Origin of the sequence: Streptomyces sp. NPDC048825, from assembly GCF_043198355.1 — a bacterium.
In the GTDB taxonomy this organism is placed as follows: domain Bacteria; phylum Actinomycetota; class Actinomycetes; order Streptomycetales; family Streptomycetaceae; genus Streptomyces; species Streptomyces xiangluensis.
This window is the reverse complement of sequence record NZ_JBICUR010000010.1, coordinates 280,274-307,080: the sequence shown is the minus strand read 5'-3', so window position 1 is coordinate 307,080 and position 26,807 is coordinate 280,274. Positions and strand designations below refer to the sequence as shown.

Here is a 26,807-nt window from a genome sequence, read left to right as displayed (position 1 = left end):
TTTGCGCCCGTACTCCGGCCACTGTTCAGGCTGCTGGTCATGGACGTATCTGACGACGCGTACGACGTGATGGCTGACGCAACGGACGTGATGGACGATGTGCGGGCCCTGGCCACCGAGGCCGTGCACGCCGGGCGGGACGACCTCGCCCGGCAGGGGCTGCACGCCCCGCCGATCGACCTGTCGACGACCTATCCGTCGTACGACAGTCGCGCCGAGGCCGCCCGGATCGACGCCTTCGCCGCGAACGGCGCCATCCTGGAGGGACCGCCGGTCTACGGCCGGCTCGGCAATCCGACCGTCGCCCGGTTCGAGACGGCCCTTGCCCGGCTGGAAGGCACCGACAGCGCGGTGGCGTTCGCGAGCGGCATGGCCGCGTTGAGTGCCGTACTGCTCGTACGGAACGCGATGGGCCTGCGGCATGTCGTGGCCGTACGTCCCCTCTACGGGTGTAGCGACCACCTGCTGACGGCCGGGCTGCTCGGCACCGAGGTGACCTGGGTCGACCCGGCCGGTATCGCGGACGCGCTGCGGCCGGACACGGGTCTGGTGATGGTCGAGTCGCCGGCCAACCCGACGCTCGCGGAACTCGATCTGCGGGCGATCGCGCACGCCTGCGGGACCGTGCCGTTGCTCGCGGACAACACCTTCGCCACGCCGGTGCTCCAGCGGCCCGCCGGACAGGGGGCGCGACTCGTGCTGCACAGCGCCACCAAGTACCTGGGCGGACACGGTGACGTGATGGCCGGGGTGGTGGCCTGCGACGAGGAGTTCGCCCGTCGCCTGCGCCAGGTCCGGTTCGCCACCGGCGGTGTGCTGCACCCGCTCGCCGGTTACCTGCTGCTCCGCGGCCTGGCCACACTGCCCGTACGCGTCCGTGCGGCGTCCGCGAACGCCGCGGAACTGGCCCGCCGCCTCGCCGCCGACCCGCGCGTCACCCGCGTCCACTATCCCCGGCTCGGCGGCGCCATGATCGCCTTCGAGGTCTCCGGCGACCCCCACCAAGTCATCGCCGGGGTCCGCCTCATCACCCCCGCGGTCAGCCTCGGCAGCGTCGACACACTCATCCAGCACCCCGCCTCGATCAGCCACCGCATCGTCGACGCGGAGGACCGCCGCATGTCTGGGGTGAGCGACCGGTTGCTGCGGCTTTCGGTGGGGCTGGAGGACGTGGAGGATCTGTGGCGCGACTTGGAGCGGGCGATGGGGCGGGGGCGGGGGAGTGGGCCGGCCCGGCGCGCTGCGTCGGGCCGGCCGAACCGTTCGGTGTCCACCGAGGGTTAGTCCGGGCTAGTCCCCTACGGGCTGCTCATGGTCGTACGGCAGTCGTGAACTCACCGGAGTCACGTCCAGCCGCGCCGTGATGACCAGCGTGCCCTCCTCGATCTGGTAGTCGAGGGGAAGGCCGAGGCCCCGCATCGCGGCCACCATGCCCGTGTTCGACGACTGCGTGACGGCGTACACGCTGTCGCAGCCGGCCTCGACGGCCATGGTCACCAGGCGGCCGAGCAACTCGCTGCCGATGCCGCGCCGCTGCCACCCGTCCTCGACGAGCAGCGCGACCTCCGTCTCGTCGCCGTCCCAGAGGAGATGGCCGAGCCCGACCAGGCGACCCGAGGCGGTCTCCACGGCGAGCGTCCGCCCGAAGCGGGGGCTGAGGAGGTGGTTGAGGTAGCGGTCTGCGTCTCCGATCGGCCCGTGGTACCGCAGGCTGAGCGTGCGCGGCGAGCACCGCTCGTGCATGGCCTTCGCGGCATCGATGTCATGGGGGCCGGCGCGGCGCACGGTGATGGCGTTGCCCTGAGGCAGCGTCAGTACGTCCTGCCGGCGCGGCAGGCGCGGACCGAGCTGGGCGTCCAGCTCGACCAGCGCGCGGGCCCGCGCGAACTCGGTGGGCGTGAACGGAAGATACGGCCGCTCCACGGTGATCACTCCGCCTTCGGGGGCGCGCAGCCGCATCAGGGTGTTCTCGGGCGCCCCTTCGGCATGAGCCAGAGCCCCCTCGACGGGCACCTCCATGTCCGTGCCGTCCACGCCCACGGCCCCGGCGGGCAGCGACCGGATGCTGCACCGGCCCAGCAACTGCCGCAAGGCCAGCGGCAGCTCGGCCGAGTCCAGCGCCGTGCGCGTCGCCAGGCCCAGGATGCGTGTGGGCGCGTCCACCAGGTCGTGCGCGTCGGCGCGCTCGATCCAGGTACCGGAACCGCCGGCCTGCGCGACCGCGCGGGTGACCGCGTTCGCGTCCACTTCCGCGGGGGCCCGCAACAGGAACTCGTCAACCGTGCCCTCGGCAAGGGGATGCGTCTGCAGGCTCAGGATGTCGACCCGCCGGCCCGCGAGTGCTGTGCACAGCGCTGCCAGCGAGCCCGGCTCGTCCCGCACGGTGGTCCGCATCCGCCAGAGGACGGCCTCCGCGCTGACGGCCTCCGGCAGGGCAGGGGCCGCCTCGGGGGGCCCGGCCTCCCGCACGTCGGCGGGCGGCCGGGCGCCGGTATGACCCTTCGGAGGGGCGTGATCGTGGGTGCGTCGTTCCCACCAGCTGCGGAACCGCGCCACGAGTCCGCGGCTCCCGTGCTGTTCCGGACGGTCGTTCCTGGTATGTACTGCGTCAGTCATATCTGGAGTCATGCAACCACTGTGCAGGAAGGGTGTTGCGTGATCACGAACGCTTTGTGACTGAGCGATTAAGACACTCTCTGTCCTATTTAGAACTATATTTGATGGCTTACTGCCCGACCTGGCCCGGCTGGAGCACCTTCGTGTACAGCACGGTCCCGTCCTGCTCACGCAGTCGAACCGTCAGCTCTCCGCTGCCGCCGTCGATGTCGACCTCGCCGAAGAACTGGTAACCACCGGCGGGCGAGACATTCGCGACAGTGGGCGCCTTCACAAACACCCGCTCCGGACCGAACGTGTTGTCCAGGGCGTTCGCCGGAAAGGCACCCGCGTTCAGCGGGCCGGAGACGAACTCCCAGAACGGCTCGAAGTCGGTGAACGCGGCCCGCGACGGCTGGTAGTGCTGGGCCGATGTGTAGTGCACGTCCGCCGTCAGCCACACCGTGCCCGTGATCCGCCGGTGCTTGATGAACCGCAGCAGCTCGGCGATCTGCAGCTCGCGTCCGAGCGGCGCGCCCGGGTCGCCCTGGGCCACGGCCTCGATGTTCGGCTTGCCGTCCCCGGTGTCCGGTACGACCAGGCCGAGCGGCATGTCGGAGGCGATCACCTTCCACACCGCGCGCGACCGCGACAGCTCCCGCTTGAGCCACTCCAGTTGCTCGGCGCCGAGGATGCCCTGCGGGTCGGTGGTCTGCGTATCGGGGGAGTTGGCGTTGCGGTACGTCCGCATGTCCAGCACGAACACGTCCAGCAGCGGACCGTGGCGCAGCACCCGGTGCACTCGGCCTTCCTCGGCGCCAGGCCGCAGGGTCGAGATCGGGAAGTACTCGCCGAACGCCTGCCGCGCCCGGGACGCCAGCACGTCGACGTTCTTCTCCGTGTACCGGGTGTCGGTGAGGGTCTCGCCCGGATACCAGTTGTTGGTGACCTCGTGATCGTCCCACTGGACGATCGACGGCACCTGCGCGTTGAACGCCTTGAGGTGCTCGTCCAGCAGGTTGTAGCGGAAGTTGCCGCGGAACTCGGCCAGGGTCTCGGCGACCTTGGACTTCTCCTCGGTGGTGATGTTCCGCCAGGTGCTGCCGTCGGGCAGGGGCACGGTCGCGGATATCGGTCCGTCGGCGTATATGGTGTCGCCGCTGTGGAGGAAGAAGTCCGGGTCGAGCCCGGCCATCGCCTTGAAGATCGTGTAGCCGCCGAAGTCCGGGTTGATGCCCCAGCCCTGGCCCGCCAGGTCGCCGGACCACACGAAGCGCACATCGTCGCGCCGACCCAGGGACGCCGTACGGAAGGTGCCGGTCACCGGCTCGCCGGTGCGGCGCGGGTCATCCGGGTCGGCGAGCAGGACGCGGTAGTGGATCTGCTCGCCGGCAGGCAGTCCGCGCAGCCGGGTGGTGCCGGTGAAGTCCGTGCCGGGGCCCAGGAGCGGGCCGTGCCATCGGTTCGCTTTACGGAACGACTCGGTCGCCGAAGTCTCCACGACCATCCACGCCGGCCGGTCCGAACGCACCCACAGCAGGCCGGAGTGCGCGCTCACGTCGCCGCTCTGCACACCCCACGCGGCCTTCGGCCGCCCCGACAGGGGGAAGGCCGGCGCTGTACCGACGGTGGCCGGCACGGCGAGCGCCGCCGACGCGGCGAGCGAACCCCGGAGAACGCTGCGGCGCGCGGGGAGTGGGCTCGACGGGCTGTCTGACATGGAACGCCTCCTGGGACGGGTTGGACCACTGTGCAGGGCCACAACTACGGGTGCACCACAGCGCGCATCTGAACCACAAGTGAACAACTGCCGCAGCCACTTGGGAACCGGGGCGAAGAAGCGTCCACTAAGCGCCGACGGCCTCAGCCATCAGCCGCACCCCCTCCCTGATACGCGCCGGAGGCACATGCGCGTACCCCAACACCAGCCGCACCACCCCCTGCTCTCCGGCCGGCGTCTGCGCGTAATCGGTCAGAGGGCGTACCGCGACGCCGGCCGCGGCTGCCCGTGCCAGGAAGTGTGACGGCGGCCCGTGCCGGAGGGGCAGCGTGGCGATCGCGTGCAGCCCGGCCGCGATCCCGGACACCCGCGTGCCGGGAAAGTGCTCCTCCAGTGCACTCACAAGGACGTCGCGCCGTTCCTTGTAAGCGCGTTGGCAGCGCCGCAGTTGCCGGTCGTAGTCGCCGCGTTCCATGAAGCGGGCGAGGAGCGCCTGGTCGACGACCGGATTGCCGAGATCCATGGTGCGCTTGCGCTCGACGACCTCCTCGGCCAGCGACGCCGGCACCAGCAGCCAGCCGAGCCGCAGCCCCGGCGCCAGCGACTTGCTGACGGACCCCGTGTACGCGACGTGCTCCGGATCGAGCCCCTGAAGGGCACCGACCGGCGCCCGGTCGTAGCGGAAGTCCCCGTCGTAGTCGTCCTCGACGACGAGCCCGTCCACGGAGTGCGCCCAGTCGAGGAGTTCGGCCCGGCGCCGCGCGGAGTACGCGATTCCCGAGGGGAACTGGTGCGCGGGCGTCGTCACCACCACCCGTACGCCCGACTCCCGCAGCGGCCCGAGGGCCAGCCCCTCGTCGTCCAGCGGCAGCGGTACGGTGCGGACGCCGGCCGAGGTGTACAGCGCGCCGTGCTCGGGGGTTCCGGGGTCCTCGACGCCGACGGCACGCACCCCGCGCGCGTGCAGCACGAATCCGAGCAGCGTCGTCGCCTGCGCCACGCCAGAGACGACCAGCACCCTCTCCGGGTCCGCGACCACGCCCCGGCGCCGGGCCAGCAGCTCCGCGAGGGCCGTACGCAGCCGGGGCAGCCCGCGCGGATCGGGGTAACCCAGCGCGTGGTGCGGCAGTTCGGCCAGCACCCCGCGCTGAGCGGCTGCCCAGGCCGCGCGCGGGAAGAGCGACAGATCCGGGGTGCCGGGCAGGAAGTCGACGCGGGCACCGGGGGAGCGGGGCGCGAGATCACGCGCGCGGGGGTGGGCGGCCCGGACGGCACCGCCCACCCACGTTCCGGCTCCCCGGTCGCTGCGCAGATAGCCCTCCGCGGTCAACTGCTCGTACGCCTCGGTGACCAGCCCACGGGACACCCCGAGATCGGAGGCGAGTTCGCGGCTGGACGGCAGCCGGGTGCCGGGCGCGAGCCGCCCCGAACGGACCGCTTCCCGCAACGCGGCCTGCAAGGAGCGCCCGCGCGCGCGTGCCGGTGCCGAGGCGGCCGGCAGAAGCAGCTCCCAGGCGGCAGCCCAGGCCGATCCGGACGTGCCCGAAGCTGGTCCCGGCGTACCCGGAGGACGATCCGCATTGGTCCCCGATGGCGTCATGAAAGTGGACCTTAAACCGGTCCGGTGGGGTCCATAGCGTCGCCTCCATGAACGCCACCACCCGCGGCTCCCTGCTCGCCGCCCTGGCCGGCCTCCTCGTCGGAGGCTCCTTCACCGCCAACAGCGTCCTCGGCGAATACCCGTACGCAGGCGGCCAGTTCCTGCGCTACGGGCTCGCCTGCCTGCTGCTCCTGGCCTTGGTCGGCCGCGGCGGCACGGCGCCCCTGCGCGGGCTGACCGCACGGCAGTGGATACGGCTGGCACTGGTCGCGGCCGTCGGCATGGTCGGCTTCAACCTCGCCGTGCTCGCCGCCGAACGCACCGCGGAACCGGCGGTCCCGGGAGTCTTCGTGGGCTGCGCCCCGGTGGTGGTGGCCGTACTCATGCCCCTCCTGGACGGCCGTCGGCCCCAACGCCCCGTCCTGTACGGTGCGTTGCTCGTGGCCGTGGGCGCCTTCACCGTCCAGGGCTGGGGACACACCGACGGCGCCGGCATCGCCTTCTCCGTGTGCGCGCTCGTCGGAGAGGTCGGCTTCGCGGTCCTCGCCGCGCCCGTGCTGCGACCGCTCGGGCCACGGCTGCTGGCCGCCACTGTGTGCGGTCTCGCGGCGGTCCAGTCGGCGCTGGCCGGACTGATCGTCGAAGGCCGCGCGTGGCTGCGTACGCCCGACACCACCGAACTCGCCGCGCTGCTGTGGCAGGCGGTGATCGTCACGGTCATCGGGTTCGTCTGCTGGTACATGGGCATGCAGCGCATCGGCGCGGAGCGCGCCACCCTCTTCTCCGGCCTCATCCCCGTCGCCGCCGCCTTCACCGCACCGCTCGTCGGCACGGGCTCCTACGGTCCGGCCCAGGCTGTGGGCAGTGCCCTGGTGGGTGCCGGAGTCGCCGTGGGATCGGGGGCGTTGAGGCGTCGGGCGCGGAGGCCGGCGGCTGCCGTCTCAGCGGCTGCCGTCGAGTATGACGCGGGCGACGAGCGCCGGGTCGTCGTTCATCGGGACGTGCCCGCATCCGGGCAGCCGCACCAGCCGGGCACGCGGGATGACGTACTTGGCGCGGACCCCCTGGCGCCGCATGAGCAGCCGGTCGCGGGTGCCCCACGCCACCGTGACGGGCAGCCCGGGGACGTCGTCGGTGAACTGGACGGCGATGCCGGCCCGGAGCGTCTCGGCGAATCCCGCGGCATGGGCCAGCGCGAGCGTCTCGGCGACGACCGCCTCGGGTGAACGCAGGCCGGGGCGGGCGTAGATGGTGCTGGTCAGCACGGTACGCCCGGCCGCCGTACGCGACAGCCGCTCCACCACCGGCAATGGCATACGGATCGCGGTCTGCCGCATCGCCTGCAGGACCCCGAAGGCGTACCGCCGCTCGACCGGCGACCAGAAGCCCGCGGGCGACAGCGCCGTCACGGACCGGACGAGCTGCTCGCGGCCCAGCTCCAGGGCCAGCAGCCCGCCCAGCGAGTTGCCCGCCACATGCGGCCGCTCGATCTCCAGCGCCTGGCACAGCGCGCCGAGCGCGGCGTTCATCGTCGGCAGATCGTGGGCGAGCCCTTCGGCCAGTGGGGAGGACTCGCCGAAGCCGGGAAGATCCACCGCGATCACATCGCGCTCGACGGCCAGGATGTCGATGACCGGGTCCCAGGCCTGCCGGTGGTGTCCGATCCCGTGCAGCAGCAGAAGCGGCTCGCCACTGCCCACGCGCGTGTACGCGAGGGTCACGGGCAGCGGGCCGAGCGGAGAGGGGACGGAGAAGGTCACGGACTGCGGGCCTGGCGAGAACGAGGAAGGGACGGGGCGACTGACCGGGGCGGACATGGAACTGCTCCTCGTCTGGGGACAGGGCGGACGCGGGCAGGGCTGGTGCGCACACGACCTGCTCCTAGACAGTTTGTCAGCAACTGCTACCTGCCGGTAGTGCCCAGGCGACGCCAACCTGCCGGCCCGGCCATATGCCGCTCAACGTGTCCGGCGTGTGCCCGGGTTGGCTTCCGCGTCGCCTGGACACGTTCCGAGTCGTCGGATGGGATGGTGCCGTGGCTACCGACACCGCGATCGAGGTCTTTGAAGAGCACCGCCCCGTCCTGATGGGCGTCGCCTACCGCATGCTCGGCCGGATGGCCGACGCGGAGGACGTCGTCCAGGAGGCGTGGCTGCGCTGGTCCGGCGCCGACCACGCCGAGGTGCGCGAACCGCGCGCCTACCTCGTACGCATCACCACCCGACTCGCCATCGACCGGCTGCGCCAGATCCAGTCGCGCAACGAGGCCTACGTAGGACCATGGCTGCCCGAGCCGTACGCCACCGACTTCGCCGACACCGTCCCGGACGCGGCGGAGCGGGCCGTGCTCGCCGACTCCGTCTCGCTCGCCGTCCTCGTCGTCCTGGAGTCCCTGTCACCCCTGGAACGCGCGGTGTTCGTCCTCCGCGAGGCCTTCGGATTTCCGTACGCCGACATCGCCACCACCCTCGACCGCAGCGAGCCCGCGGTGCGCCAGCTCGCCGGGCGGGCCCGCAAGCACGTCGACGAGAGGCGCACGCGCTACGAGGTCGACCCCGCGCTGCAACGCGAACTCACCGAACGGTTCATCGCCGCGGCCACCGAGGGCGACCTGGAAGGGCTGCTGACCCTGCTGGCCCCGGACGTACGCCTGGTCGGCGACAGCGGTGGCCGGGCCAAGGCGCCGGTGCGCGCGATCGAGTCGGCCGACAAGGTGAGCCGCTTCGTCATCGGCGCCGCCAAGCACGGCGGTGGCATTCAGGACGCGTCGTTCCGCATCGTGGAACTCAACGGTGGCCCCGCACTGCTCGTCCTGTCCGCGGGCAAGCCCGACAGCGTGTTCCAGCTGGACGTCGCCGACGGCCGGATCCAGTGCGTCTACATCGTGCGCAACCCGGAGAAGCTGCTGTCGCTGGCCGACGTCTGAACGGCATGTGTCCAGGATTGGTCTTGACCAAGGGTGGGGGCCGTCTTATGGTCGCAGGAGTTAGTGCAAGAACCTTTAATAAACAAGGGCGTTGAAAGCCGTCGGGGCACGGCGATTGCGGAGGACACGGTGGGGACCACGCAGTTGGATACGGTGCCGGAGCCCAAGTACTGGCACCTGCGGACCGTACTGAGTGAGGCACTGGACTCCGAGTTCTCGGTGGGCGAGATCCTGCCCAACGAACGTGATCTTGCCGCGCGGTTCGGAGTCGCCAGGGCCACCCTCCGCCAGGCCCTGGAGCAGCTCGAACTCGAAGGCCGGCTCCAGCGCCGCCGCGGTGTCGGCACGACGGTGGCTCCGCCGCGCATGGGCGTGGCCGTGGGCTCCGAGCAGCACGCGTGGCCGGGCGGGACCGGTGACGCGTGGCAGCCCGTGGACTGCACGGTGGCGGTTCCGCCCTCGGCGGTGGCCGACATCCTGGAGACCGCCCCCGAGGAGCAGGTGCACACGGTACGCCGCTCCCGCATGACGCACGGCCAGCCCGTAGCCGCCGAACTGCTCTACGTTCCGGTGTCGTCGGTTCCCGACCTCTCGGCCATCGACGCGCCCTCGGGAGCGGCACGCGCGCGTGCCGTGCTCCGCGAACTCCAGCGCCTGGACCTGGAGGGCCAGGACAGCGCCGTAGAACTCGGCTCGGCCCGCGCGGACGACGCCAAGGAACTCGACCGCCTCCCCGGCGCCCCCGTCCTCGTCGTCACCACCCGCTTCTACGCCGGGGGCCGGACCGCGGCGGCCTCGATCGCCACGTACCGGGCCGACACGTGCCGCTTGACGTTCGGCGACACGGGCGGGGTGGAGATCCACCACGATCCGGAGCGGCGGGCGTCCTGAGGCAATTGCAGCCCCTCCGGGGGGCCTCCCAGCGGTAGCTGGGGAGGCAGGGGCGGCGGGGGCGAAACAACCCCGCCGACACCTCACCGCCGTGCCGTAACCGTGCCCTCCACCGCGAACAACTGCTCCTCCACATGATCGAGAGCGAGCCGCAACGCCCCCATGACCACAGCCGCCTCGCCCAGGACCGAGAGTGCCACCCGAGGCGGCCGCAGACAGTAGCGCGACAGTTCCTTGCGCAGCGGCTCCAGCACGCCATCGATCCCCGCCGCCCAGCCCCCGATCACGACAAGCTCCGGGTCAAGGGCCAGCACCAGCGCCGCCACATCGTGCACCAGCCGCTGAATGAACCGCTCAACGGCCGCCCGAGCCCGCTGATCACCCTCGCGCGCCTGCGCGAAGACCCCCGCGACCGCCTGCTCGTCAAGCGGAAGCAACGGCTTGCCAGTCGTGGACAGCAATGTCTCCGGAGTCGCCTCGCGTCCCAGCAGATGCAGTGCACCGATCTCCCCGGCCGCACCCCCGTACCCCCGGTGCAGCCGCCCGCCGATCAACGACCCCGCCCCCGGACTCAGCCCGGCCAGCACGAACACCATGTCGTCGGACTCCGTGCCCGCCCCCTTCCAGTGCTCGGCGACCGCCGCGGCGTTGGCGTCGTTCTCCACCAGCACCGGACACTTGAAGGAGCGACGCAACCGCTCGCCCAGATGCAGTCCCGTCCACTCAGGCAGAGCCGCGCCCAGCCGTACGGTGCCGTCCGCCTCGATGATGCCGGGCGTACCCACGCCGACGGCCCGCAGGGAACCGCGCGCGACACCCGCCTCGCGCAGCAGCTCGGCGACAGCGGTACGCAGCCGCTCGAGCCGCTCGTCCGCCGACGCCGCCTCGGAAACGTCCTTGGCCGTCGTACCCAGGGCCCGGCCGTCCAGGTCCGCGAGGATCGCGGCCACCCGGTGCGAACCGATTTCAAGCCCCAGCAGATGACCCGCCTCCGCCCGGAACCGGTACCTCCGCGCGGGCCGCCCCTGGCGCCGCGCGGCGCCCTCCTCGGCCGCGGCCTCGACAACGAGGCCGCCCGCGACGAGCCCTTCGACGACACCCTCGACGGTGGGCCTGGACAGGCCGGTCACCCGGGTGATCTCGGTGAGAGTCGCGAAGTCCGTGGCCCGCAGCGCGTGCAGCACCACCGCGGAGTTGATCCTCCGCAGCAGAGAGGGATCCCCGCCGGTCAGCTGCCCCAACGTACGTCCTCCCAGCTCGTGCGCGTGTTGGGCGGATCGTACTCGCCGCGGCCGACCCCGGCGAGTGCCTGCCGCCAGCCGCCTGCCGGGAGTCCCGGATCAACCGGGCGCCACGAACCCCGACTCGTACGCCGCGATCACCGCCTGGGTCCGGTCCCGCGCCCCCAACTTCGCCAGTACGGCGCTGACATGGGACTTCACCGTCTCGGTGCCGACCACCAGCCGCTCGGCGATCTCCGCGTTCGACATCCCGCGGGTCATCAGCCGCAGCACCTCCGCCTCGCGCTCGGTCAGCGAGGCCCGCTCCAGCGTCGCCCGCGCCGCGGGATTCCCGCCGCCGTCCCCGTACTCGGCGGCCAGCTGCCGCACCGACGCCGGGAACAGCAGCGACTCGCCCTCGGCGACCAGCCGCACCGCGTGCACGATCTCCGCCGGCCGCGCCCGCTTCAGCAGGAAACCGTCGGCGCCCGCGCGCAGCGCCTCGTACACGTACTCGTCGTTCTCGAAGGTCGTCACCACGAGGATCTTCGGCGGCCGGTCCACCGTCCGCAGCACAGCGCGCGTGGCCTCGATGCCGTCCATGAGCGGCATACGCACGTCCATGGCGACGACGTCCGGACACAGCTGCCGCACCAGAGGGATCACGGCAGCGCCGTCGGCGGCCTCACCGACCACCTCGATGTCTGGCTGTGCCGACAGCACGGCACGCAGTCCCGCTCGTACGAGGGGTTCGTCGTCGACGAGCAGAACGGTGACCGGCATCCGGCCAGCGTAGATCAGCGCAGCGGCAGCTCGGCGTGCACCTGCCAGTCACCGTCGTCCGGACCGGTCGCCGCGTGGCCGCCGAGCAGCGCGGCCCGCTCCCGTATGCCCCGGAGGCCGCTGCCCCGGCCGGGCCCCGGTATCTCCGCTGTCAGGGGATTGCGCACCTCCAGGGAGAGGGTCCGGTCCTCGACGGCGATACGGACCCGGACGGGCACCGAGCCCGCGTGGCGCAGGACGTTGGTGAGCGACTCCTGGAGGATGCGGTAGCCCTCACGGGACACCGGTCCGGGAACGGCCTCCACGGGACCCGACACCTCGGCGTCCACCTTCGCCCCCGAGGCGCGCGCCGACTCCAACAGGCGGTCGGCGTCCGTGAGCGTCGGGCGGCTGCTCACCGGACGCTCCGACTCACGCAGCACACCAAGCACCCGTTCCAGATCCTCCAGCGCGGCCCGGCCCGTCTCCTCGATGGCGTCCAGCGCCCGGTCGGTGAACGCGGGGTCGTCCGCCGCCCGCGCCGCACCCGCCTGCACCACGGCGATGGTCAGCGCGTGGCCGATCGAGTCGTGCAGCTCTCGCGCGATGCGTGTGCGCTCCAGGAGCTGCTCCGTGCGCTCCTCCAAGGCGGCAAGCCGCTCGGCGGGGGAGGCACCGAGGAGGCGACGCGCGATCGCGGTCATCAGTTCGCCGGAGCCGACCACGACTGCCGCCAGCAGGATCAGCGGCAGGGGCGCGAGCAGCGCGTGCCACCAGTGGTGGCCCGTGATGTGAAGAATCGCACCGTCCCCCGGGGTCTCGCCTCGTGCCGTCAATGCCAGGTTCACGGAGGTGATGGGCAGTTGGACGGTGAGCATCGAGACGAGAGAGCCCAGGAACAGCCGAGCCTCCAGCCACACGATGGTCCGCCCACGGTCGCCCCAGGTGGCGGACGGCGCGACGACGATCTCCATGCTCTTGCTGTCGTGCCGGTGTCCCGTCAGCAGCAGCCTGGCCTGCAGGCCCTCCACGGTTCGCATCGGGGACACGAGCCCGGCGAAGAGGAGCAGCCCGGCCGCGGTGATCCACGCCCACATGCTGTCGAAGATGAAGAGCCACATGGTCGGCCACACGACGGCCATGAACAGATGCAGCCATCGTGTGTAGGTGACCACCCGGGTCAACGGGCGCAGCAAGCGGGCCATTCCGTCATCGTGCCAGCCGACACTGACAGCGGGCCTCCCCCGAGCGAGGGAGACGGTATCCCCGGGCGGGGGAGGCCCGGGCCCCCGCCCGGCGGCCAGTCTTGGGCCATGACCAGCATCGACATCCAAGACCTCACCAAGGAGTACGGCAGCACGCGCGCCGTGGACCGGTTGACCTTCCACGTCGCGCCGGGCCGGGTCACCGGCTTCCTCGGTCCCAACGGCGCCGGGAAGTCCACCACCATGCGGCTCGTACTCGGCCTGGACCGGCCGACGTCCGGCACCGCCACCATCGGCGGCCGCGCCTACGCGACGCTCGACGAGCCGCTGCGCCACGTCGGCGCCCTGCTCGACGCGCAGGCAGCGCACGGCGGGCGCACCGCACGGGACCATCTGCGCGTGCTCGCAGCGAGCAACCGCCTCCCGGAGCGCCGCGCGGACGAGGTCCTGGAAGAAGCGGGGCTCGCCTCGGTCGCCCGCCGCCGCGTCAGAACGTACTCCCTCGGCATGCGTCAGCGCCTGGGCATCGCCGCCGCACTCCTGGGCGACCCGCCGGTGGTCCTGCTCGACGAGCCGTCGAACGGGCTCGACCCCGAAGGCATCATCTGGATCCGGGAGTTGATGCGCCGACTCGCCCGCGAGGGCCGCACCGTGCTCGTCTCCAGCCACCTGATGAACGAGACCGCGTCCTTCGCCGACCACCTCGTCGTCCTGGGCCGCGGACGCCTGCTCGCCGACATGCCGATGCGGGAGTTCATCGACGCGCGCGTGCAGCCACGCGTACGCGTGCGCACCACCGACGGTGCGGCACTTCGGGAGCTCCTGGCCCGGCACGGATACCACGCCGTGGCGGGTGAGGACGAACGGTGGATCGTGCACCACGCGCGCGTGGACGACATCGGCCGCCTCACATCGGGCACGGGAGTGCCCATCCTGGAGCTCGCGGCAGAGGAGGGCACGTTGGAGCAGGCGTACCTCGATCTGACCGCCACGGAGGCCGAGTTCGCCGCCCAGTCCCCGACGCACCCGCAGGAGGCCTGACCATGCCGTTCGCACCCGTACTCCACTCCGAGTGGCTCAAGATCCGTACGCTGCGGTCCCTCCTCGCCGGACTGGCCGCCGTCGTAGTCGTCACCGCGGCCTTCTCCGCGATCGCCGGGCTCGACGCCTCCTCGGACGAGGACTTCGACCCCTTGTTCTCGGCTTTTTTCGGCGTCAGTTTCGGGCAGATCGCGGCCATCACGTTCGGCGCGCAGGCCGTCTCGTCCGAGTTCCAGGGCGGTGCGCTTCGGGTCTCGCTGGCCGCGGCGCCCCATCGGGGGCGGTGGTTCGCGGCGAAGGCGACGGCGGTCGGCGTACCCGCCCTGGCAGTCGGGCTGGTCACCGGGTTCGTGAGCCTTGCCGTGGGCAAAGCAGTCCTCGGCGACCAGGGGAGCGGCCTGAGCTGGGGCGAGGGACTGCGGGGTGTCGTCGGTTGCGGGCTCTACCTCGCGCTGATGGCCCTCTTCGCGGCCGGCCTGACCGCCCTGCTGCGCAGCGGAGTCGCCACCCTGAGCATTCTGATCCCGTTCCTGCTCATCGTGTCGTTCGTCGTCGGGGGAGCGTCCGGCTCAGTCGCCGACTTCCTGCCGGACAAGGCGGGCCAGGTGGTTCTCCACGAGACGTCCGACGGCGCGCTCGGCCCTTGGAGCGGGCTGGCGGTGACCGCGCTGTGGGCCGCGGCCGCGCTGGCGGCGGGGGCGTGGAGCGTACGGCGCAGGGACGCGTGACCAGCGGCGGCTTGTGGCTGACGGGGCGCCAATTGTCAGTGGGGACCGGTTTACTGGACCGCATGCACACTGCCCGGCACATCGCCCTCATCGACGAGCTGTGCTTCCGCCCCTTTCCCACGGAACACGGCCGGTCTCACGTCGTCGAGTTGGAGCGCAGCCACGGGCTGCGGGGTGGTGACCCGGCGGAGCGTGCGGTGACGGTGGGCCAGTACGAGAAGTACCGGGACGCCATCTACGAACGCCTCGCGCCACGCTGGGGGCAGACCGATCCCTGGAACCTGCAGACCATCCTCCTGCGCACCGAGCGAGAGGAGATACCCGAGCCATGGGCCTCGCTCAGCGCACGCGCACGCGTGGCCTACCTGTGGGAGGCGGAGGGGACCGGCCGCTGGGTCGCCGTTGCCGTCGCCGAGCGGGACGAGACGGACGAAGTCCAACTCCTGGCCGTCGTCACGCAGACGGACCCGGTATGACCCGTCAGGCCTCCGCCGCCGCCCGCAGGCGCCCGAACTCCTCCGCCATCGTCTGCGCGGTCCAGTGCGCGTTCAGCCCGCTCGGATTGGGCAGCACCCACACACGGGTGTCACCGATCGTCGCCTCCTGCGGCCCCACTTGAGCCCTGCGGTCGTCGAAGGCCGCCCGATACGCGGTGACGCCCACCACCGCAAGCCAGCGCGGACGCAGACGCGCCACCTTCAGACTCAGCAGCCGCCCGCCCTCCCGGTACTCCTCCGCGCTCAGCTCGTCGGCGCGCGCCGACGCCCGCGCCACCACGTTCGTGATGCCGAGCCCGTACGAGAGCAACTCGCCCTGTTCCGAAGGCTTCAGCAGCCGGGGTGTGAAGCCGGAGAGGTGCAGGACCGGCCAGAAACGGTTGCCCGGGCGGGCGAAATGGTGGCCCGTCGCGGCCGTCATGAGGCCGGGATTGATGCCGCAGAACAGAACGCGGAGGCCGTCCGCGACGACATCCGGCACAAGCCGGCCGCGGGCGGCCTCCAGGTCCGCAGAGGTGAAGCGGGTCAGAGGATCGCCCCCGGCGTGTACCCCGCCGCCTCCGGGTGCTGCTTGACGATCTCCTCGATCCGGCCGACGAGGGCGGACACCTGGTCGGCGGCGGCACCCGTGAAGGACAACTTGTCGGCCATCAGCGCGTCGAGGTCCGCACGGTCCAGCGGAAGGCGGCCGTCGGCGGCCAGCTTGTCGAGCAGTTCGTTGCGCTCGGCGCCCTGTTCGCGCATCGCGAGAGCGGAAGCGACGGCGTTCTCCTTGATGGCCTCGTGGGCGACCTCCCGACCGACACCGGCGCGTACGGCACCCATCAGGACCTTCGTCGTCGCGAGGAACGGCAGATAGCGGTCCAGCTCACGCGCGACGACCGCGGGGAAGGCACCGAACTCGTCGAGCACGGTGAGGAACGTCTCCAGCAGGCCGTCCAGTGCGAAGAAGGCGTCGGGCAGCGCGACGCGGCGTACGACCGAGCAGGAGACGTCGCCCTCGTTCCACTGGTCGCCCGCCAGCTCGCCGGTCATCGAGGCGTAGCCGCGCAGGATCACCATCAGGCCGTTGACGCGCTCGCAGGAGCGGGTGTTCATCTTGTGCGGCATCGCCGAGGAGCCGACCTGACCGGGCTTGAAGCCCTCGGTCACCAGCTCGTGCCCGGCCATCAGTCGGATCGTCTTCGCGAGCGAGGACGGGGCCGCGGCCAGCTGCACCAGGGCGGTGACGACCTCGTAGTCGAGCGAGCGCGGGTAGACCTGGCCGACGGAGGTGAAGGCCTGCGAGAAGCCGAGGTGCCCGGCGATGCGCTGCTCCAGCTCGGCGAGCTTCGCCGCGTCGCCGCCCAGCAGGTCGAGCATGTCCTGGGCCGTGCCCACCGGGCCCTTGATGCCGCGCAACGGGTATCGGGCGAGCAGCTCCTCGACCCGGCCGTACGCGACGAGCAGCTCGTCGGCGGCGGTCGCGAAGCGCTTGCCGAGGGTGGTGGCCTGCGCGGCGACGTTGTGCGAGCGGCCCGCCATGACCAGCTCGCCGTACTCACCGGCCAGCTTCCCGAGCCGCGCCAGGACCGCCACCGTACGGTCGCGCATCAGCTCCAGCGAGAGCCGTACCTGGAGCTGCTCGACGTTCTCGGTGAGGTCACGCGAGGTCATGCCCTTGTGGACGTGCTCGTGCCCGGCGAGGTCGTTGAACTCCTCGATCCGCGCCTTCACATCGTGCCGCGTGACCTTCTCGCGCTCGGCGATCGAGGCCAGGTCGACCTGGTCGAGAACGCGCTCGTAGTCGGCGAGGGCGGCGTCCGGCACCTCGATCCCCAGATCCTTCTGGGCCCGCAGCACAGCGAGCCAGAGCTGACGCTCCAGCTTCACCTTCTGCTCGGGGGACCACAGGACGGCGAGCTCGGCGGAGGCGTAGCGGCCGGCGAGGACGTTCGGGATACGGGGCTTTGCGGGCGCGGGAGTCACGTGGCCTGATTCTACTGGCGGTTCCCGCAGGCCAGCGCCACGGGGTTGTTGGTCGGAAGCTACAAGCGCGGTCCGAGGCCGCTCAGGACGCGTCGGCGAGCTCCGCCAGGATGTCGCCGTGGCACAGCTCCGGTGCGCACCAGCAGGCCAGCGTCTTGTCGCGCAGTCCGGGCACCAGGTCGAGGAGGTCGGGGCGTTCCAGCAGGTACGCCCGGTACTTGGCCATGACCTCGGCACGGGTGCCGTCGTGCTTCTTCTTGGCTGTGTCGGGGACGAACGGGTTGTTGAGCGGGTGTTCGGGCAGGTCCCAGCCGCCCCTGGTCCAGCGGCGGCCGACGTAGACGAGGTCCGCGGGGGCCTTCTCCAGCCGGGGCCCGAATTCCTGGATATGGCCCTTGAGGTTGATCACGGTGGTGGTCACGCGAGGCTCCCTTCGCGCCGCCGGCGACGCCTCCGATCATCCGACGCGCAGGCGACCCACGCCACCGCCCCTTCCTACGCCTACGCCATCGGTCCGTCGAACGGCAGCAACTCGGGCCTCTTCGCCGGTCGGCCGTCGCCCGACGAGCGCCCCGTAATCCGCCGTCCGATCCACGGCAGCAGGTACTGCCGGGCGAACCGGACGTCGGCGGTCCGGCGGGTGACCCAACCTGGCGGTGCGCTCGTGGGCATCGGGGTGCGCCATTCGGCGTCCTGCGCCTCGTGGCCGAGTGTCTGCCACACCGCCTCCGCGACGCGGCGGTGTCCCTCGGCCGTCAGGTGCAGCCGGTCCACGTCCCACATACGGGGGTCGGCGAGTGAAGGGGCGCCGTAGAGGTCGACCACGAGTGCGCCGTGCCGGGCCGCGAGGTCGTCCACGCAGCCGAACAGCTCCTCCATGCGCGGACGGAACCGTTCCAGCACCGGGCCCTGGCGTCCGGGGCTGCGCATCAGCACGAGCTGCTTGCAGGACGGGGCGAGCCGCTCGACGGCCTCCTCCAGGAGCCCGCGTATCCGCCCCATGTCGCACTTGGGGCGCAGCGTGTCGTTCAGCCCGCCCACCAGCGTGATCAGGTCCGGCTGCATGGCCGCCGCCATGCCCACCTGGTCGGCCACGATCTGCCCGATCAGCTTGCCGCGCACGGCGAGATTGGCGTACCGGAAGCCCGGTGTCCGAGCGGCCATCCGGCCGGCCAGCAGGTCGGCCCAGCCGCGATACGAGCCGTCGGGCAACCGGTCCGACATGCCCTCGGTGAAGGAGTCGCCGACGGCGACAAAACTGGTGTAGGTGGCATTCGTCTCCATGGCGGAAGCGATGGTATCCGGTGCACATACCGATCGGTCGGCCACCCACCGGCACCCTCGGTTCCCGGCGGTCGGCCGCCCAGCGGCACCCACTGCTCCCATCGGTCGGCCACCCACCGGAACCCTGGGCTCCGGCCGTCGGCCACTCGCCGGAACCTTCGGCTCCCGGCGGTCAGCCGATGGCGGCTCCACCACGGCCATGCCTGCCGGCCGTGCACCAGGCGCCCGTCAGTTCGCTGGCCACCGGGCAACCGGCGAGGCCCATCGGTCTCCGGCCGGCCGACGAGCCCGTCCGCCGCCGGCGCCCGCCGCTCAGCGGGACACCCGCTGGCGTCCGCCGAGCACCGGTCCGCTGACGACGGTGCCGGTCAGCCCCCACCGGCACCGCCGGTAAGCCGATCACCTGCCCCACTCCGGCCCCGACCCCTCAAGGTCGCGGGTCCGCCGACTCGCACGTCGTCACGCCGGCTGCCCGAACAACTCCCGCAGTACGTCCTCCATCGTCACCACCCCTGCCAGCAGCCCGTCCCCGCCGATCACCGCCGCCAGATGCGTACGACTGCGCCGCATCGCCGTGAGCACGTCGTCCAGCGGCGTGCTCTCCCGGACGCGGGCGATAGAGCGCATGTCCGTGACCCGGAACGGGAGATCGCGCGGCATCGCGTCCAGCGCGTCCTTCACGTGGAGGTAGCCGACGATGCGGCGGCCGCCGTCCACGACGGGGAAGCGGGAGAAGCCGGACTCCGCCGACAGGGCCTCCAACTGCTCGGGCGTGACGCCCACGCGTGCGTAGACGACGCGTTCCAGCGGGAGGACGACGTCCCGCACAGGGCGGCGGCCCAGCTCCAGGGCGTCGTGCAGTCGTTCCTGGGCCCGGTCGTCGATCAGGCCCGCGGCGCTGGAGTCCTGGACGAGGCGGGCGAGCTCGTCGTCCGAGAACGTCGCGGTCACCTCGTCCCGAGCCTCCACGCGCATCAGCTTCAGCAGGCCGTTCGCGAAGGCGTTGATGGTGAAGATCACCGGACGCAGCGCCCGGGAGAGTGCGACCAGCGGCGGGCCGAGCAGCAGTGCCGTGCGCACCGGCTCGGCGAGCGCGATGTTCTTCGGCACCATCTCGCCGAGGAGCATGTGCAGATACGTCGCCAGGGCCAGCGCGATCACGAACGAGATCACGTGCCCCGCGCCCTCCGGCACGCCCACCGCGTGGAACACCGGCTCCAGCAGATGCTCGATCGCGGGCTCCGCGACCACACCCAGGATCAGCGTGCACAGCGTGATGCCGAGCTGCGCGGCGGCCATCAGCGCGGAGACGTGCTGCAAACCCCACAGCACGCTCCGTGCCCGCCGGTCGCCCTCTTCGGCGTACGGCTCGATCTGGCTGCGGCGTACGGAGATCAGCGCGAACTCGGCGCCCACGAAGAAGGCGTTCACGACGAGCGTCGCCAGACCGATCAGCAGCTGTACGGCGGTCACAGCGTCCCCTTCTCCTCAATGAGCGGCAGCGGAGCGTGCAGCAGCACCCGCGCGGCCCGGTGCCCCGATGCGTCCGTCACTTCGAGCCGCCAGCCGACGACGTCCACGGTGTCGCCGACGTCGGGAATGTGGCCGAGTTCGGTCGCGACGAGCCCGGCCAGCGTCTCGTACGGCCCCTCGGGCACCCGCAGCCCGACCCGCGCGAGCTGGTCGGTGCGGGCCGCGCCGTCGGCGGAGTACAGCGACCGGCCGTCGTCGTCCTTGCCGGCCTGGGCCAGGTCGGGCACCTCGTGCGGATCGTGCTCGTCCCGCACCTCGCCGACGACCTCCTCGACGATGTCCTCCAGGGTGGCGACCCCGGCGGTGCCGCCGTACTCGTCGATGACGACGGCCATCGTCCGCTTCCCGGACATCCGGTCCAGGAGCCGGTCGACGGTCAGCGACTCCGGTACGAGAAGGGGTTCGCGCATCAGCTGTGCGACGGAGCTGCGGCTACGGCGCTCGGCGGGCACCGCCAGTACGTCCTTGATGTGCGCGACACCCACGACCGAGTCGAGGTTGCCGCGGTAGACGGGGAAACGCGAAAGGCCCGTCGCGCGCGTCGCGTTCGCCACGTCCTCGCAGGTCGCCTGCACATCCAGGGCGATGACCTGTACGCGCGGCGTCATCACATTCTCCGCGGTCAGGTCCGCGAGGTTCAGCGTGCGGACGAACAGCTCGGCGGTGTCCGCCTCCAGCGCGCCCTCCTTCGCGGAGTGCCGGGCCAGGGCCATCAGCTCCTGCGGCCCACGGGCCGAGGCGAGCTCCTCGGTGGGCTCGACACCGAAGCGGCGTACGACACGATTCGCGGTGTTGTTGAGATGGGTGATGAACGGCCGGAACAGCGTGCTGAACCAGCGCTGCGGCGTCGCCACCTTCTTGGCCACCGACAGCGGCGAGGAGATCGCCCAGTTCTTGGGCACGAGCTCGCCGACGACCATCAGGAACACCGTCGACAGCGCCGTACCGATGACCAGCGCGGTCGAAGAGGCCACCGAGGGGCCCATGCCGACCGCCTCCAGCGGGCCGGCGATCAGCTTGGCGATGGACGGCTCGGCGAGCATGCCGACGATCAAGTTGGTGACGGTGATGCCGAGTTGCGCGCCGGACAGCTGGAAGGTCAGATTCCGTACGGCCTTGAGTGCGCCCGAGGCGCCGACCTCGCCGCGCTCGGCGGCCCGCTCCAGCTCGCCGCGCTCGACCGTGGTCAGCGAGAACTCCGCCGCGACGAACGCGCCGCAGGCCAGGGAGAGCAGAACGGCCACCGCGAGGAGGAGCACTTCGGTCATCGGGTCACCTCCGTCCCATGGTCGGACAGAGGAGTGGGGATCGCATGATGCCCGCACGGCGCGAGACCGCGCGGGCTGCCGGGACTGGGAGGCTCGCCCATGGGCGGACGCTCACACCTTTCCTAGGAAGAAGACCAGATCTTCATATAGTAAAGGGTCAGCAAAGTCGCCCGTGCGCCGGTCACGCGCCGAGCGGCTTCACCCACCGTCGCCAATGCTCCTCGGGTGTGTACCCTGCCGCCCGCCACGCATGTTGCGCGGTCTCGTTGCGCTGCAGCACCATCGCGTCTCCTCGCCGCCCACCGAGCCGTGCGAACCGCTCCTCCGCGGCGGCGAGCAGCGCCGAGCCGATGCCGAGGCGGCGGCGGTCCGGATGCACGGCGAGGCGGTACAGATGGCAGCGCCAGCCGTCGAAGCCCGCGATGACCGTGCCCACCAGCTCCCCGTCATACTCGGCGAGGATGAGCGCCTCGGGATCACGGGCGACGAGCCGCTCCACGCCCTCCCGGTCGTCACTGATGCTCGTGCCCTCGGCGGCCGTCTTCCAGAAGGCGAGGACGGCGTCGAGGTCGTCGGGCAGCGCGGCCCGTATCCGAAGATCAGTCATGCCGCGATCCCATCACGGGCGCACCGGATGGACGGCGAATTCCACGATCCGGACGCTCACTCGCCGCGCAGCGCCTCGATGACCGGCCCGAAGGCTTCCATGTACGGCTCCAGGACGGTGAGGTACGAGAACCCGTACCGCTCCCGCTGCTCCCGCACCTGCTCGACGATCCGCTCCAAGGGCCCCACCAGGATGATCGGCAGCTCGAGGATCTGCTGCTCGGTCAGATGCGGCACGAGGGGCAGCCACTCCTGGACCGTCGCACGGCGGTCCTCGGTGATGACCACCATCTGGATCAGCAGGTTGAGCTCGGCGGGTTCCTTGCGGTCGGCCGCGAGGCGCCGGTACGTGGCCACACGCTCCTCGAGTTCCTCAGCTGTGATCGGCGCCAGCGTGCCCGTCGGGCTGTCCGGCACCGTACGCGCGCCCGTGAACGCCGCGATGTCGGCATGCTCCGCAGTGAGCCGCAGCACCCGGTCGCCGTTGCCGCCGATCAGCAGTGGCACCCGTGGCTTCTGCACGGGCTGCGGCTGGTGATCCGCCGATCCCAGCAGTCGCTCCAACTCCTCGACCGTACGCGTCAGATGGTCCACGCGCTCCCGCGGTGAACCCCAGGGGAGGCCCGCCGTGTCGTGTTCCGCCTGTACGTATCCGGTGCCGAGGCCCAGTTCCAGGCGCCCGCCCGTCAGCGCGTCCGTGGTGGCGACCTCGCGGGCCAGCAGCGTGGGGTTCCAGAAGCCCGCGTTGAGAACGAACGTGCCCAGGCGCGGACGCTCGGTCGCTTCGGCCGCCGTGATCAGGGCCGGGAACGGCGCGATCATCCCCAGATGGTCCGGGACCAGAATCACGTCGTAGCCGAGTTCCTCGGCCCGGCGGCACTTCGCGCGCCATTCCTCGGAGGGTGCGGGGGTGACCAGGTTGACGCCGAACCGGAACGGGCGGAGGGGCTGCGGCTGCGACATGGACTCTCCTCACAGACAAGGGACTTGAGCACGTACCCGATTCCATCACTCGTACGTGCCGCCGTCACTCATGTGCGATTTCCTCACTCGTGCGCGATGGCTGCCAGCACGTTCATCCGCGAGGCACGCAACGCGGGCAGCAGCGCCGCCACGATGCCCACGATCGCCGAGCCCACCACGACCGCGACGATGGTGACCCACGGGATCGCCAGCGCCGTCATGCCCTGGAGCGCCAGGACCTGCTGCACGCACACGCCCCACACAAGCCCCAGCGCGAGCCCGAGAACCGCGCCGAACACGGCGATCACCACAGACTCCAGCCGGATCATCCGGCGCAACTGCCGCCTGGCGAGGCCGATCGCGCGCAGCAGCCCGATCTCGCGCGTGCGCTCGACGACCGAGAGGGCAAGGGTGTTGACCACACCGAGCACCGCGATGACGATCGCCAGGCCCAGCAGGGCGTAGACCAGATAGAGCAGTACGGCGATCTGGTCGCGGACCAGCTGCTTGTAGTCGGCCTGGTCGCGCACCTGCACCTGCGGATACGGGTCGAGCGTCTGCTCCAGGCGCGAGCGCAGCGTGTCGACGGAGGTGCCCGAGGCGGCGTTCACGTACAGCGTCGAGTCCTGACCGCCCGGCACGTACTGCTCGAGGGTCTTCAGGCCGAAGTACATCGCTCCCTGCGCGCCGAAGCCCTCGCCGCCCTCCTGGTCCGTGAGCGCGGCCACCCGCAGTTCGGTCTGCCGGCCGGCCGGGAACTCGATGGGGATGACGCTGCCGATGCGTACGTCGTGATCCTCGGCGTAGTCGACATCCATGGCCATGTTGCCGGGCGCCAGCGCCGCCGCGGTGTCGCCCTGCGCGTACGTGATGTTCGCGACCTCGTCGAGCTGGTCGCCGTAGCCGCCCGCGGCCGTCTCGACGCGGTCGCCGTCCGGCAGCGTGGCCGCGATGGGCGCGAACCGCTGGCGTACGACGATTCCGACGCCGTCCGTGTCGTCCACCTTCTCGGTGATCTCCTGAGGGAACGGCTGGAAGTTGTTGTTCTGCACCACGAAGTCGGCGCCCAGTGTCTTGTCGATCTGCTGGTCGAAGGACTCGGTCATGGACGCGCTGGCCACGGACATCCCGCCGACCAGGGCGAGGCCGACCATAAGAGCTGCCGCGGTGGCACCCGTACGACGCGGATTGCGCAGCGCGTTGCGCTGGCTCATCCGCCCGATCGAGCCGAACAGGGCCGGGAACGCTCCGCCGAGGACGCGGATCACAGGCCGTACGAGGAGCGGCCCGGCGATGACGGTCGCGATGAGGGTCAGGACGACGCCGAGTCCCAGCAGGGAAGCGGCGGAGCCTGTCTCCGTCGCGGTCACACATCCGACCAGCGCGGCGGCGCCGAGTGCTCCGACGACCGTTCCCACCACGGCCCGTACCCGCAACGGCCGCCCCACACCGGCGATTTCGGCGTCCGCGAGCGCGGCCATCGGCGACACCCCGGCGGCCCGCCGCGCCGGCAGATACGCGGCGACGAAGGTGACGCCGACCCCGACCGCGTATGCCGAGACGGGGGTCACCCAGCCGATGACCATCTCGGTGGACTTGAGGTTCATCCCGAGCAGGCCCATGAGCTCGATCAGTCCGAACGCGAGCCCGATCCCCGTGGCCAGCCCGAGCGTGGAGCCCACCAGGCCCAGCAGGGTCGCCTCCAGGAGCACGGACCGGCGCACCTGCTTCCGATCGGCGCCAAGGGCTCGCAACAGGCCCAGTTCGCGGGTGCGTTGGGCGATCAGCATGGAGAAGGTGTTGACGATCAGGAACACGCCGACCAGTACGGCGATTCCGGCGAAGCCGAGCATCACGTACTTGATCACGTCGAGGAAGCCGCCGAGTTCGGCGGCGGCGGACTCGGCCTGTTCGTCGGCGGTCTCCACCTCATAGGTCTCGGTGCCGATCTCGCGGGAGATGCGCTGCTTGAGAGCGGCGTCGCTCACGCCGTCCTCCGCGTCCACCGCGATGCTGGTGGCGACACCCCTCTCGCCCAGCAGCTCCGTCTGCGCGGTCGGGATGTCGAGGAAGACGAGCGCCGCACCGGGGTTGGTGGTGGTGAAGGTCGCGATGCCGACGATCTCCACCTTGAACGAACCCGGCTGTGCGATCACGGTGAGCGTGTCACCGATGCGTACGTCCTTGTTGTCGGCCGTGTCCGCGTCGATCAGCGCCTCACCGGGCCCGCGCGGCTCGTGGCCGGAGGTCAGCTCCACGGGGCTGCGCTCGGTGACGTACCAGCCGGTGGCGATGGTGGGCGCGCCGGTGGTCGGGCCCACGGACTTGTTCTTGCTGTCGACGACGGTGACACCCTCGACGGAGACGTCCAGATGCGTGTCGGCGACGCCGTCGACCCGGGCGATACGGTCCTCGATGCTCGCGTCCACGGTCTGGACGGCCCCGGAGGGCAGCTGCGAGTCCAGATCCTCGCGCGGCAGCACGGTCACGTCGGCCGACGTGGACGCGAAGAGCCGGTCGAAGGTACGGGTGACCGTGTCCGAGAAGATCAGGCTGCCCGCGACGAACGCCACGGACAGCAGGACGGCCAGCGCCGAGAGCAGCAGCCGCCCCTTGTGCGCGAGGAAACTCCTCAGTGTCGCCTTCAGCACGACGGCCTGCCTCAGTCCTGGTCGCGGGCGATGCCCTGGTCGGGAGCGATGCCTTGGTCGGGAGCGACGCTCTTGTCGAGTGCGACGCCCTGATCGGGGGTGATGCCCTGGCCGGGGGCGGCGCCGTCCTCGAACGTGCCGCGGATGGTGTCGAACCTCTTCATGCGTTCCAGCACCGCCTCCGCCGAGGGCCGCGCCATTTCGTCCACGATCCGGCCGTCCCCGAGGAAGAGCACCAGGTCGGAGTGGGCCGCCGCGCCCGGGTCGTGCGTGACCATGACGACGGTCTGGCCCAGCTCGTCGACGGCGTTCCGCAGAAAGCCGAGGACTTCGAGACCGGCCCGTGAGTCGAGATTGCCCGTGGGCTCGTCGGCGAAGATCAGCTCGGGGCGGGAGGCCAGCGCGCGGGCGCAGGCGACGCGCTGCTGCTGCCCGCCGGACAGCTGAGCCGGCCGGTGCTTCAGCCGGTCGCGCAGGCCGAGCGTGTCGATGACCTGGTCCAGCCACTTCTCGTCTGGCTTCTTGCCCGCGATGTCCATGGGCAGCGTGATGTTCTCGATCGCGTTCAGCGTCGGGATCAGGTTGAACGACTGGAACATGAAGCCGATCCGGTCCCGGCGCAGCCGTGTCAGCTCGCGCTCCTTCAGCCCGGTGATCTCGGTGTCGCCCAGCCACACCTGTCCGGCCGACACGGTGTCGAGCCCCGCCAGACAGTGCATCAGCGTGGATTTCCCCGAGCCCGAGGGGCCCATGACCGCCGTGAAGCGACCGCGCGCGATGTCCACGTCGACCGAGTCGAGGGCGAGCACGGTCGTCTCGCCCGTGCCGTACGCCTTGGTGAGACCACGGGCGCGGGCGGCGATCTCCCCGGCGTCCGTGCGCCCGAGGGCGTGCTCCGCAGCTGCTGAGGGCAAGGCCGCCTCCTAGGTCGGTTCGGTCTCGCGGGCGAGCCTAGTGTGATCCCGCACACACTTGTATCCACCCGAAGTCCGAGCCGCTCTCCTGCGCAGGTCGGTGCCCCTGAGTTTGATGTAAGGGGCACCCTTAGTGGATCGCCGTTGGGTACCCCTTGCCCTGCTAGCGCCCAGGCGCTAGCTTCGAGGCATGGCGAAGACCCAACTGAACGTGCGCGTGGACGAGGGCACCGCCCGGGCCGCGCGGGAGCGAGCCCTGGCCCGCGGCATGAGCGTCAACCGCTATATCGAAGAGCTGGTCAAACAGGACACCGGGGAAGTGGGGCACACCTTCGTGGAGGCCGCCGCCGACTTCATGAAGCAGTACGAGTCCGTGTTCGCCGAGGAGTTCGGCCCGGAGCGAGAAGGTCGTCGCTGAACCCTTGAACGTCAGAG

At 71.1% G+C, this 26,807-nt stretch carries 24 protein-coding genes and 1 pseudogene; 8 read left to right on the top strand and 17 right to left on the bottom strand.

Annotated features, from left to right (window positions below; all coding sequences use genetic code 11):
- Positions 1-39 precede the first annotated feature (39 nt).
- Positions 40-1,284 (top strand): trans-sulfuration enzyme family protein, encoded by a 1,245-nt coding sequence (locus ACGFNK_RS24950; RefSeq protein ID WP_393419317.1) that lies wholly within the window; start codon positions 40-42, stop codon positions 1,282-1,284.
- A 6-nt stretch (positions 1,285-1,290) separates the two neighbouring features.
- Here the strand turns inward: ACGFNK_RS24950 and ACGFNK_RS24945 are convergent, their stop codons facing one another.
- The 3 genes from ACGFNK_RS24945 to ACGFNK_RS24935 all read right to left on the bottom strand — a co-directional run bounded on the left by ACGFNK_RS24945 (position 1,291) and on the right by ACGFNK_RS24935 (position 5,915).
- Positions 1,291-2,616 carry a GNAT family N-acetyltransferase gene (locus ACGFNK_RS24945; protein ID WP_393419315.1) on the bottom strand — a complete coding sequence of 442 codons (1,326 nt, stop codon included), beginning with the start codon at positions 2,614-2,616 and terminating at the stop codon, positions 1,291-1,293.
- A 109-nt stretch (positions 2,617-2,725) separates the two neighbouring features.
- Entirely contained in the window at positions 2,726-4,315 is a 1,590-nt protein-coding gene (locus ACGFNK_RS24940) for an alkaline phosphatase D family protein (protein ID WP_393419313.1), read from the bottom strand.
- 127 nt (positions 4,316-4,442) lie between these two features.
- The gene (locus ACGFNK_RS24935; RefSeq protein ID WP_393419311.1) at positions 4,443-5,915 is read right to left on the bottom strand and encodes a PLP-dependent aminotransferase family protein; all 1,473 of its coding nucleotides are present in this window, start codon (positions 5,913-5,915) and stop codon (positions 4,443-4,445) included.
- A gap of 47 nt (positions 5,916-5,962) precedes the next feature.
- On the opposite strand from ACGFNK_RS24935, the pseudogene ACGFNK_RS24930 reads away from it, so the two are divergent.
- A pseudogene (locus tag ACGFNK_RS24930) lies at positions 5,963-6,796 on the top strand (DMT family transporter); the annotation flags it as partial.
- A 60-nt stretch (positions 6,797-6,856) separates the two neighbouring features.
- On the opposite strand, the gene ACGFNK_RS24925 reads toward ACGFNK_RS24930, so the two are convergent.
- Positions 6,857-7,732 (bottom strand): alpha/beta fold hydrolase, encoded by an 876-nt coding sequence (locus tag ACGFNK_RS24925; RefSeq protein WP_393419309.1) that lies wholly within the window; start codon positions 7,730-7,732, stop codon positions 6,857-6,859.
- A gap of 218 nt (positions 7,733-7,950) precedes the next feature.
- Between ACGFNK_RS24925 and ACGFNK_RS24920 the strand changes: the two genes are divergently transcribed.
- On the top strand, positions 7,951-8,841 hold the full coding sequence (locus ACGFNK_RS24920; protein WP_393419307.1) for an RNA polymerase sigma-70 factor: 891 nt from the start codon (positions 7,951-7,953) through the stop codon (positions 8,839-8,841).
- 129 nt (positions 8,842-8,970) lie between these two features.
- On the top strand, positions 8,971-9,732 hold the full coding sequence (locus ACGFNK_RS24915; protein ID WP_393419305.1) for a GntR family transcriptional regulator: 762 nt from the start codon (positions 8,971-8,973) through the stop codon (positions 9,730-9,732).
- An 83-nt stretch (positions 9,733-9,815) separates the two neighbouring features.
- Here ACGFNK_RS24915 and ACGFNK_RS24910 read toward each other — a convergent pair whose 3' ends face one another.
- The 3 genes from ACGFNK_RS24910 to ACGFNK_RS24900 form a co-directional block, all read right to left on the bottom strand.
- Entirely contained in the window at positions 9,816-10,973 is a 1,158-nt protein-coding gene (locus ACGFNK_RS24910; RefSeq protein WP_393419303.1) for an ROK family transcriptional regulator, read from the bottom strand.
- 99 nt (positions 10,974-11,072) lie between these two features.
- Entirely contained in the window at positions 11,073-11,735 is a 663-nt protein-coding gene (locus ACGFNK_RS24905; RefSeq protein ID WP_393419301.1) for a response regulator, read from the bottom strand.
- A 14-nt stretch (positions 11,736-11,749) separates the two neighbouring features.
- The gene (locus tag ACGFNK_RS24900; protein WP_393419299.1) at positions 11,750-12,919 is read right to left on the bottom strand and encodes a sensor histidine kinase; all 1,170 of its coding nucleotides are present in this window, start codon (positions 12,917-12,919) and stop codon (positions 11,750-11,752) included.
- Between the two features lie 108 nt (positions 12,920-13,027).
- Here ACGFNK_RS24900 and ACGFNK_RS24895 point away from each other — a divergent pair, with 108 nt between their 5' ends.
- From ACGFNK_RS24895 to ACGFNK_RS24885, 3 genes are all read left to right on the top strand, one after another.
- Positions 13,028-13,960 carry an ABC transporter ATP-binding protein gene (locus ACGFNK_RS24895; RefSeq protein ID WP_393419297.1) on the top strand — a complete coding sequence of 311 codons (933 nt, stop codon included), beginning with the start codon at positions 13,028-13,030 and terminating at the stop codon, positions 13,958-13,960.
- A 2-nt stretch (positions 13,961-13,962) separates the two neighbouring features.
- Positions 13,963-14,688: an ABC transporter permease subunit gene (locus ACGFNK_RS24890; RefSeq protein ID WP_393419295.1), complete on the top strand. Its 726-nt coding sequence runs from the start codon at positions 13,963-13,965 to the stop codon at positions 14,686-14,688.
- A 62-nt stretch (positions 14,689-14,750) separates the two neighbouring features.
- The gene (locus ACGFNK_RS24885) at positions 14,751-15,164 is read left to right on the top strand and encodes a hypothetical protein (RefSeq protein WP_393419293.1); all 414 of its coding nucleotides are present in this window, start codon (positions 14,751-14,753) and stop codon (positions 15,162-15,164) included.
- A gap of 4 nt (positions 15,165-15,168) precedes the next feature.
- Here ACGFNK_RS24885 and mug read toward each other — a convergent pair whose 3' ends face one another.
- The 10 genes from mug to ACGFNK_RS24835 all read right to left on the bottom strand — a co-directional run bounded on the left by mug (position 15,169) and on the right by ACGFNK_RS24835 (position 26,372).
- Positions 15,169-15,714 carry a G/U mismatch-specific DNA glycosylase gene (gene mug / locus ACGFNK_RS24880; RefSeq protein WP_393419422.1) on the bottom strand — a complete coding sequence of 182 codons (546 nt, stop codon included), beginning with the start codon at positions 15,712-15,714 and terminating at the stop codon, positions 15,169-15,171.
- Positions 15,711-17,153 carry an adenylosuccinate lyase gene (gene purB, locus ACGFNK_RS24875; RefSeq protein WP_386343395.1) on the bottom strand — a complete coding sequence of 481 codons (1,443 nt, stop codon included), beginning with the start codon at positions 17,151-17,153 and terminating at the stop codon, positions 15,711-15,713. The genes mug and purB overlap by 4 nt, the downstream gene beginning before the upstream one ends.
- A gap of 82 nt (positions 17,154-17,235) precedes the next feature.
- Complete coding sequence (locus ACGFNK_RS24870) at positions 17,236-17,574, bottom strand: DUF4326 domain-containing protein (RefSeq protein ID WP_393419291.1); 339 nt, start codon at positions 17,572-17,574, stop codon at positions 17,236-17,238.
- A gap of 80 nt (positions 17,575-17,654) precedes the next feature.
- Entirely contained in the window at positions 17,655-18,437 is a 783-nt protein-coding gene (locus ACGFNK_RS24865) for an SGNH/GDSL hydrolase family protein (protein ID WP_393419289.1), read from the bottom strand.
- A 459-nt stretch (positions 18,438-18,896) separates the two neighbouring features.
- Positions 18,897-19,910: a hemolysin family protein gene (locus ACGFNK_RS24860; protein ID WP_393419287.1), complete on the bottom strand. Its 1,014-nt coding sequence runs from the start codon at positions 19,908-19,910 to the stop codon at positions 18,897-18,899.
- A complete protein-coding gene (locus tag ACGFNK_RS24855; protein ID WP_393419286.1) occupies positions 19,907-21,238 on the bottom strand; it encodes a hemolysin family protein in 1,332 nt (443 codons plus the stop codon). Before ACGFNK_RS24855 ends, ACGFNK_RS24860 begins: the two co-directional genes overlap by 4 nt.
- Before the next feature lie 181 nt (positions 21,239-21,419).
- Positions 21,420-21,845 carry a GNAT family N-acetyltransferase gene (locus tag ACGFNK_RS24850; RefSeq protein ID WP_393419284.1) on the bottom strand — a complete coding sequence of 142 codons (426 nt, stop codon included), beginning with the start codon at positions 21,843-21,845 and terminating at the stop codon, positions 21,420-21,422.
- Between the two features lie 56 nt (positions 21,846-21,901).
- Positions 21,902-22,807: an LLM class F420-dependent oxidoreductase gene (locus tag ACGFNK_RS24845; RefSeq protein WP_393419282.1), complete on the bottom strand. Its 906-nt coding sequence runs from the start codon at positions 22,805-22,807 to the stop codon at positions 21,902-21,904.
- Positions 22,808-22,890: 83 nt separating this feature from the next.
- A complete protein-coding gene (locus tag ACGFNK_RS24840; RefSeq protein ID WP_393419280.1) occupies positions 22,891-25,458 on the bottom strand; it encodes an FtsX-like permease family protein in 2,568 nt (855 codons plus the stop codon).
- Positions 25,459-25,469: 11 nt separating this feature from the next.
- Positions 25,470-26,372: an ABC transporter ATP-binding protein gene (locus ACGFNK_RS24835; protein ID WP_393419278.1), complete on the bottom strand. Its 903-nt coding sequence runs from the start codon at positions 26,370-26,372 to the stop codon at positions 25,470-25,472.
- Between the two features lie 190 nt (positions 26,373-26,562).
- Here ACGFNK_RS24835 and ACGFNK_RS24830 point away from each other — a divergent pair, with 190 nt between their 5' ends.
- Positions 26,563-26,790: an antitoxin gene (locus ACGFNK_RS24830; protein WP_165263795.1), complete on the top strand. Its 228-nt coding sequence runs from the start codon at positions 26,563-26,565 to the stop codon at positions 26,788-26,790.
- The last annotated feature ends 17 nt before the right edge of the window (positions 26,791-26,807 follow it).

What these genes read in the sequence shown, in the direction of transcription:
- ACGFNK_RS24950 (WP_393419317.1), top strand. Translation starts at nt 40, where the DNA reads ATGGACGTATCTGACGACGCGTACGACGTGATGGCTGACGCAACGGAC.
- ACGFNK_RS24945 (WP_393419315.1), bottom strand. Translation starts at nt 2,616, where the DNA reads ATGACTGACGCAGTACATACCAGGAACGACCGTCCGGAACAGCACGGG.
- ACGFNK_RS24940 (WP_393419313.1), bottom strand. Translation starts at nt 4,315, where the DNA reads ATGTCAGACAGCCCGTCGAGCCCACTCCCCGCGCGCCGCAGCGTTCTC.
- ACGFNK_RS24935 (WP_393419311.1), bottom strand. Translation starts at nt 5,915, where the DNA reads ATGACGCCATCGGGGACCAATGCGGATCGTCCTCCGGGTACGCCGGGA.
- ACGFNK_RS24925 (WP_393419309.1), bottom strand. Translation starts at nt 7,732, where the DNA reads ATGTCCGCCCCGGTCAGTCGCCCCGTCCCTTCCTCGTTCTCGCCAGGC.
- ACGFNK_RS24905 (WP_393419301.1), bottom strand. Translation starts at nt 11,735, where the DNA reads ATGCCGGTCACCGTTCTGCTCGTCGACGACGAACCCCTCGTACGAGCG.
- ACGFNK_RS24900 (WP_393419299.1), bottom strand. Translation starts at nt 12,919, where the DNA reads ATGGCCCGCTTGCTGCGCCCGTTGACCCGGGTGGTCACCTACACACGA.
- ACGFNK_RS24895 (WP_393419297.1), top strand. Translation starts at nt 13,028, where the DNA reads ATGACCAGCATCGACATCCAAGACCTCACCAAGGAGTACGGCAGCACG.
- ACGFNK_RS24890 (WP_393419295.1), top strand. Translation starts at nt 13,963, where the DNA reads ATGCCGTTCGCACCCGTACTCCACTCCGAGTGGCTCAAGATCCGTACG.
- ACGFNK_RS24885 (WP_393419293.1), top strand. Translation starts at nt 14,751, where the DNA reads ATGCACACTGCCCGGCACATCGCCCTCATCGACGAGCTGTGCTTCCGC.
- ACGFNK_RS24865 (WP_393419289.1), bottom strand. Translation starts at nt 18,437, where the DNA reads ATGGAGACGAATGCCACCTACACCAGTTTTGTCGCCGTCGGCGACTCC.
- ACGFNK_RS24855 (WP_393419286.1), bottom strand. Translation starts at nt 21,238, where the DNA reads ATGACCGAAGTGCTCCTCCTCGCGGTGGCCGTTCTGCTCTCCCTGGCC.
- ACGFNK_RS24850 (WP_393419284.1), bottom strand. Translation starts at nt 21,845, where the DNA reads ATGACTGATCTTCGGATACGGGCCGCGCTGCCCGACGACCTCGACGCC.
- ACGFNK_RS24845 (WP_393419282.1), bottom strand. Translation starts at nt 22,807, where the DNA reads ATGTCGCAGCCGCAGCCCCTCCGCCCGTTCCGGTTCGGCGTCAACCTG.
- ACGFNK_RS24830 (WP_165263795.1), top strand. Translation starts at nt 26,563, where the DNA reads ATGGCGAAGACCCAACTGAACGTGCGCGTGGACGAGGGCACCGCCCGG.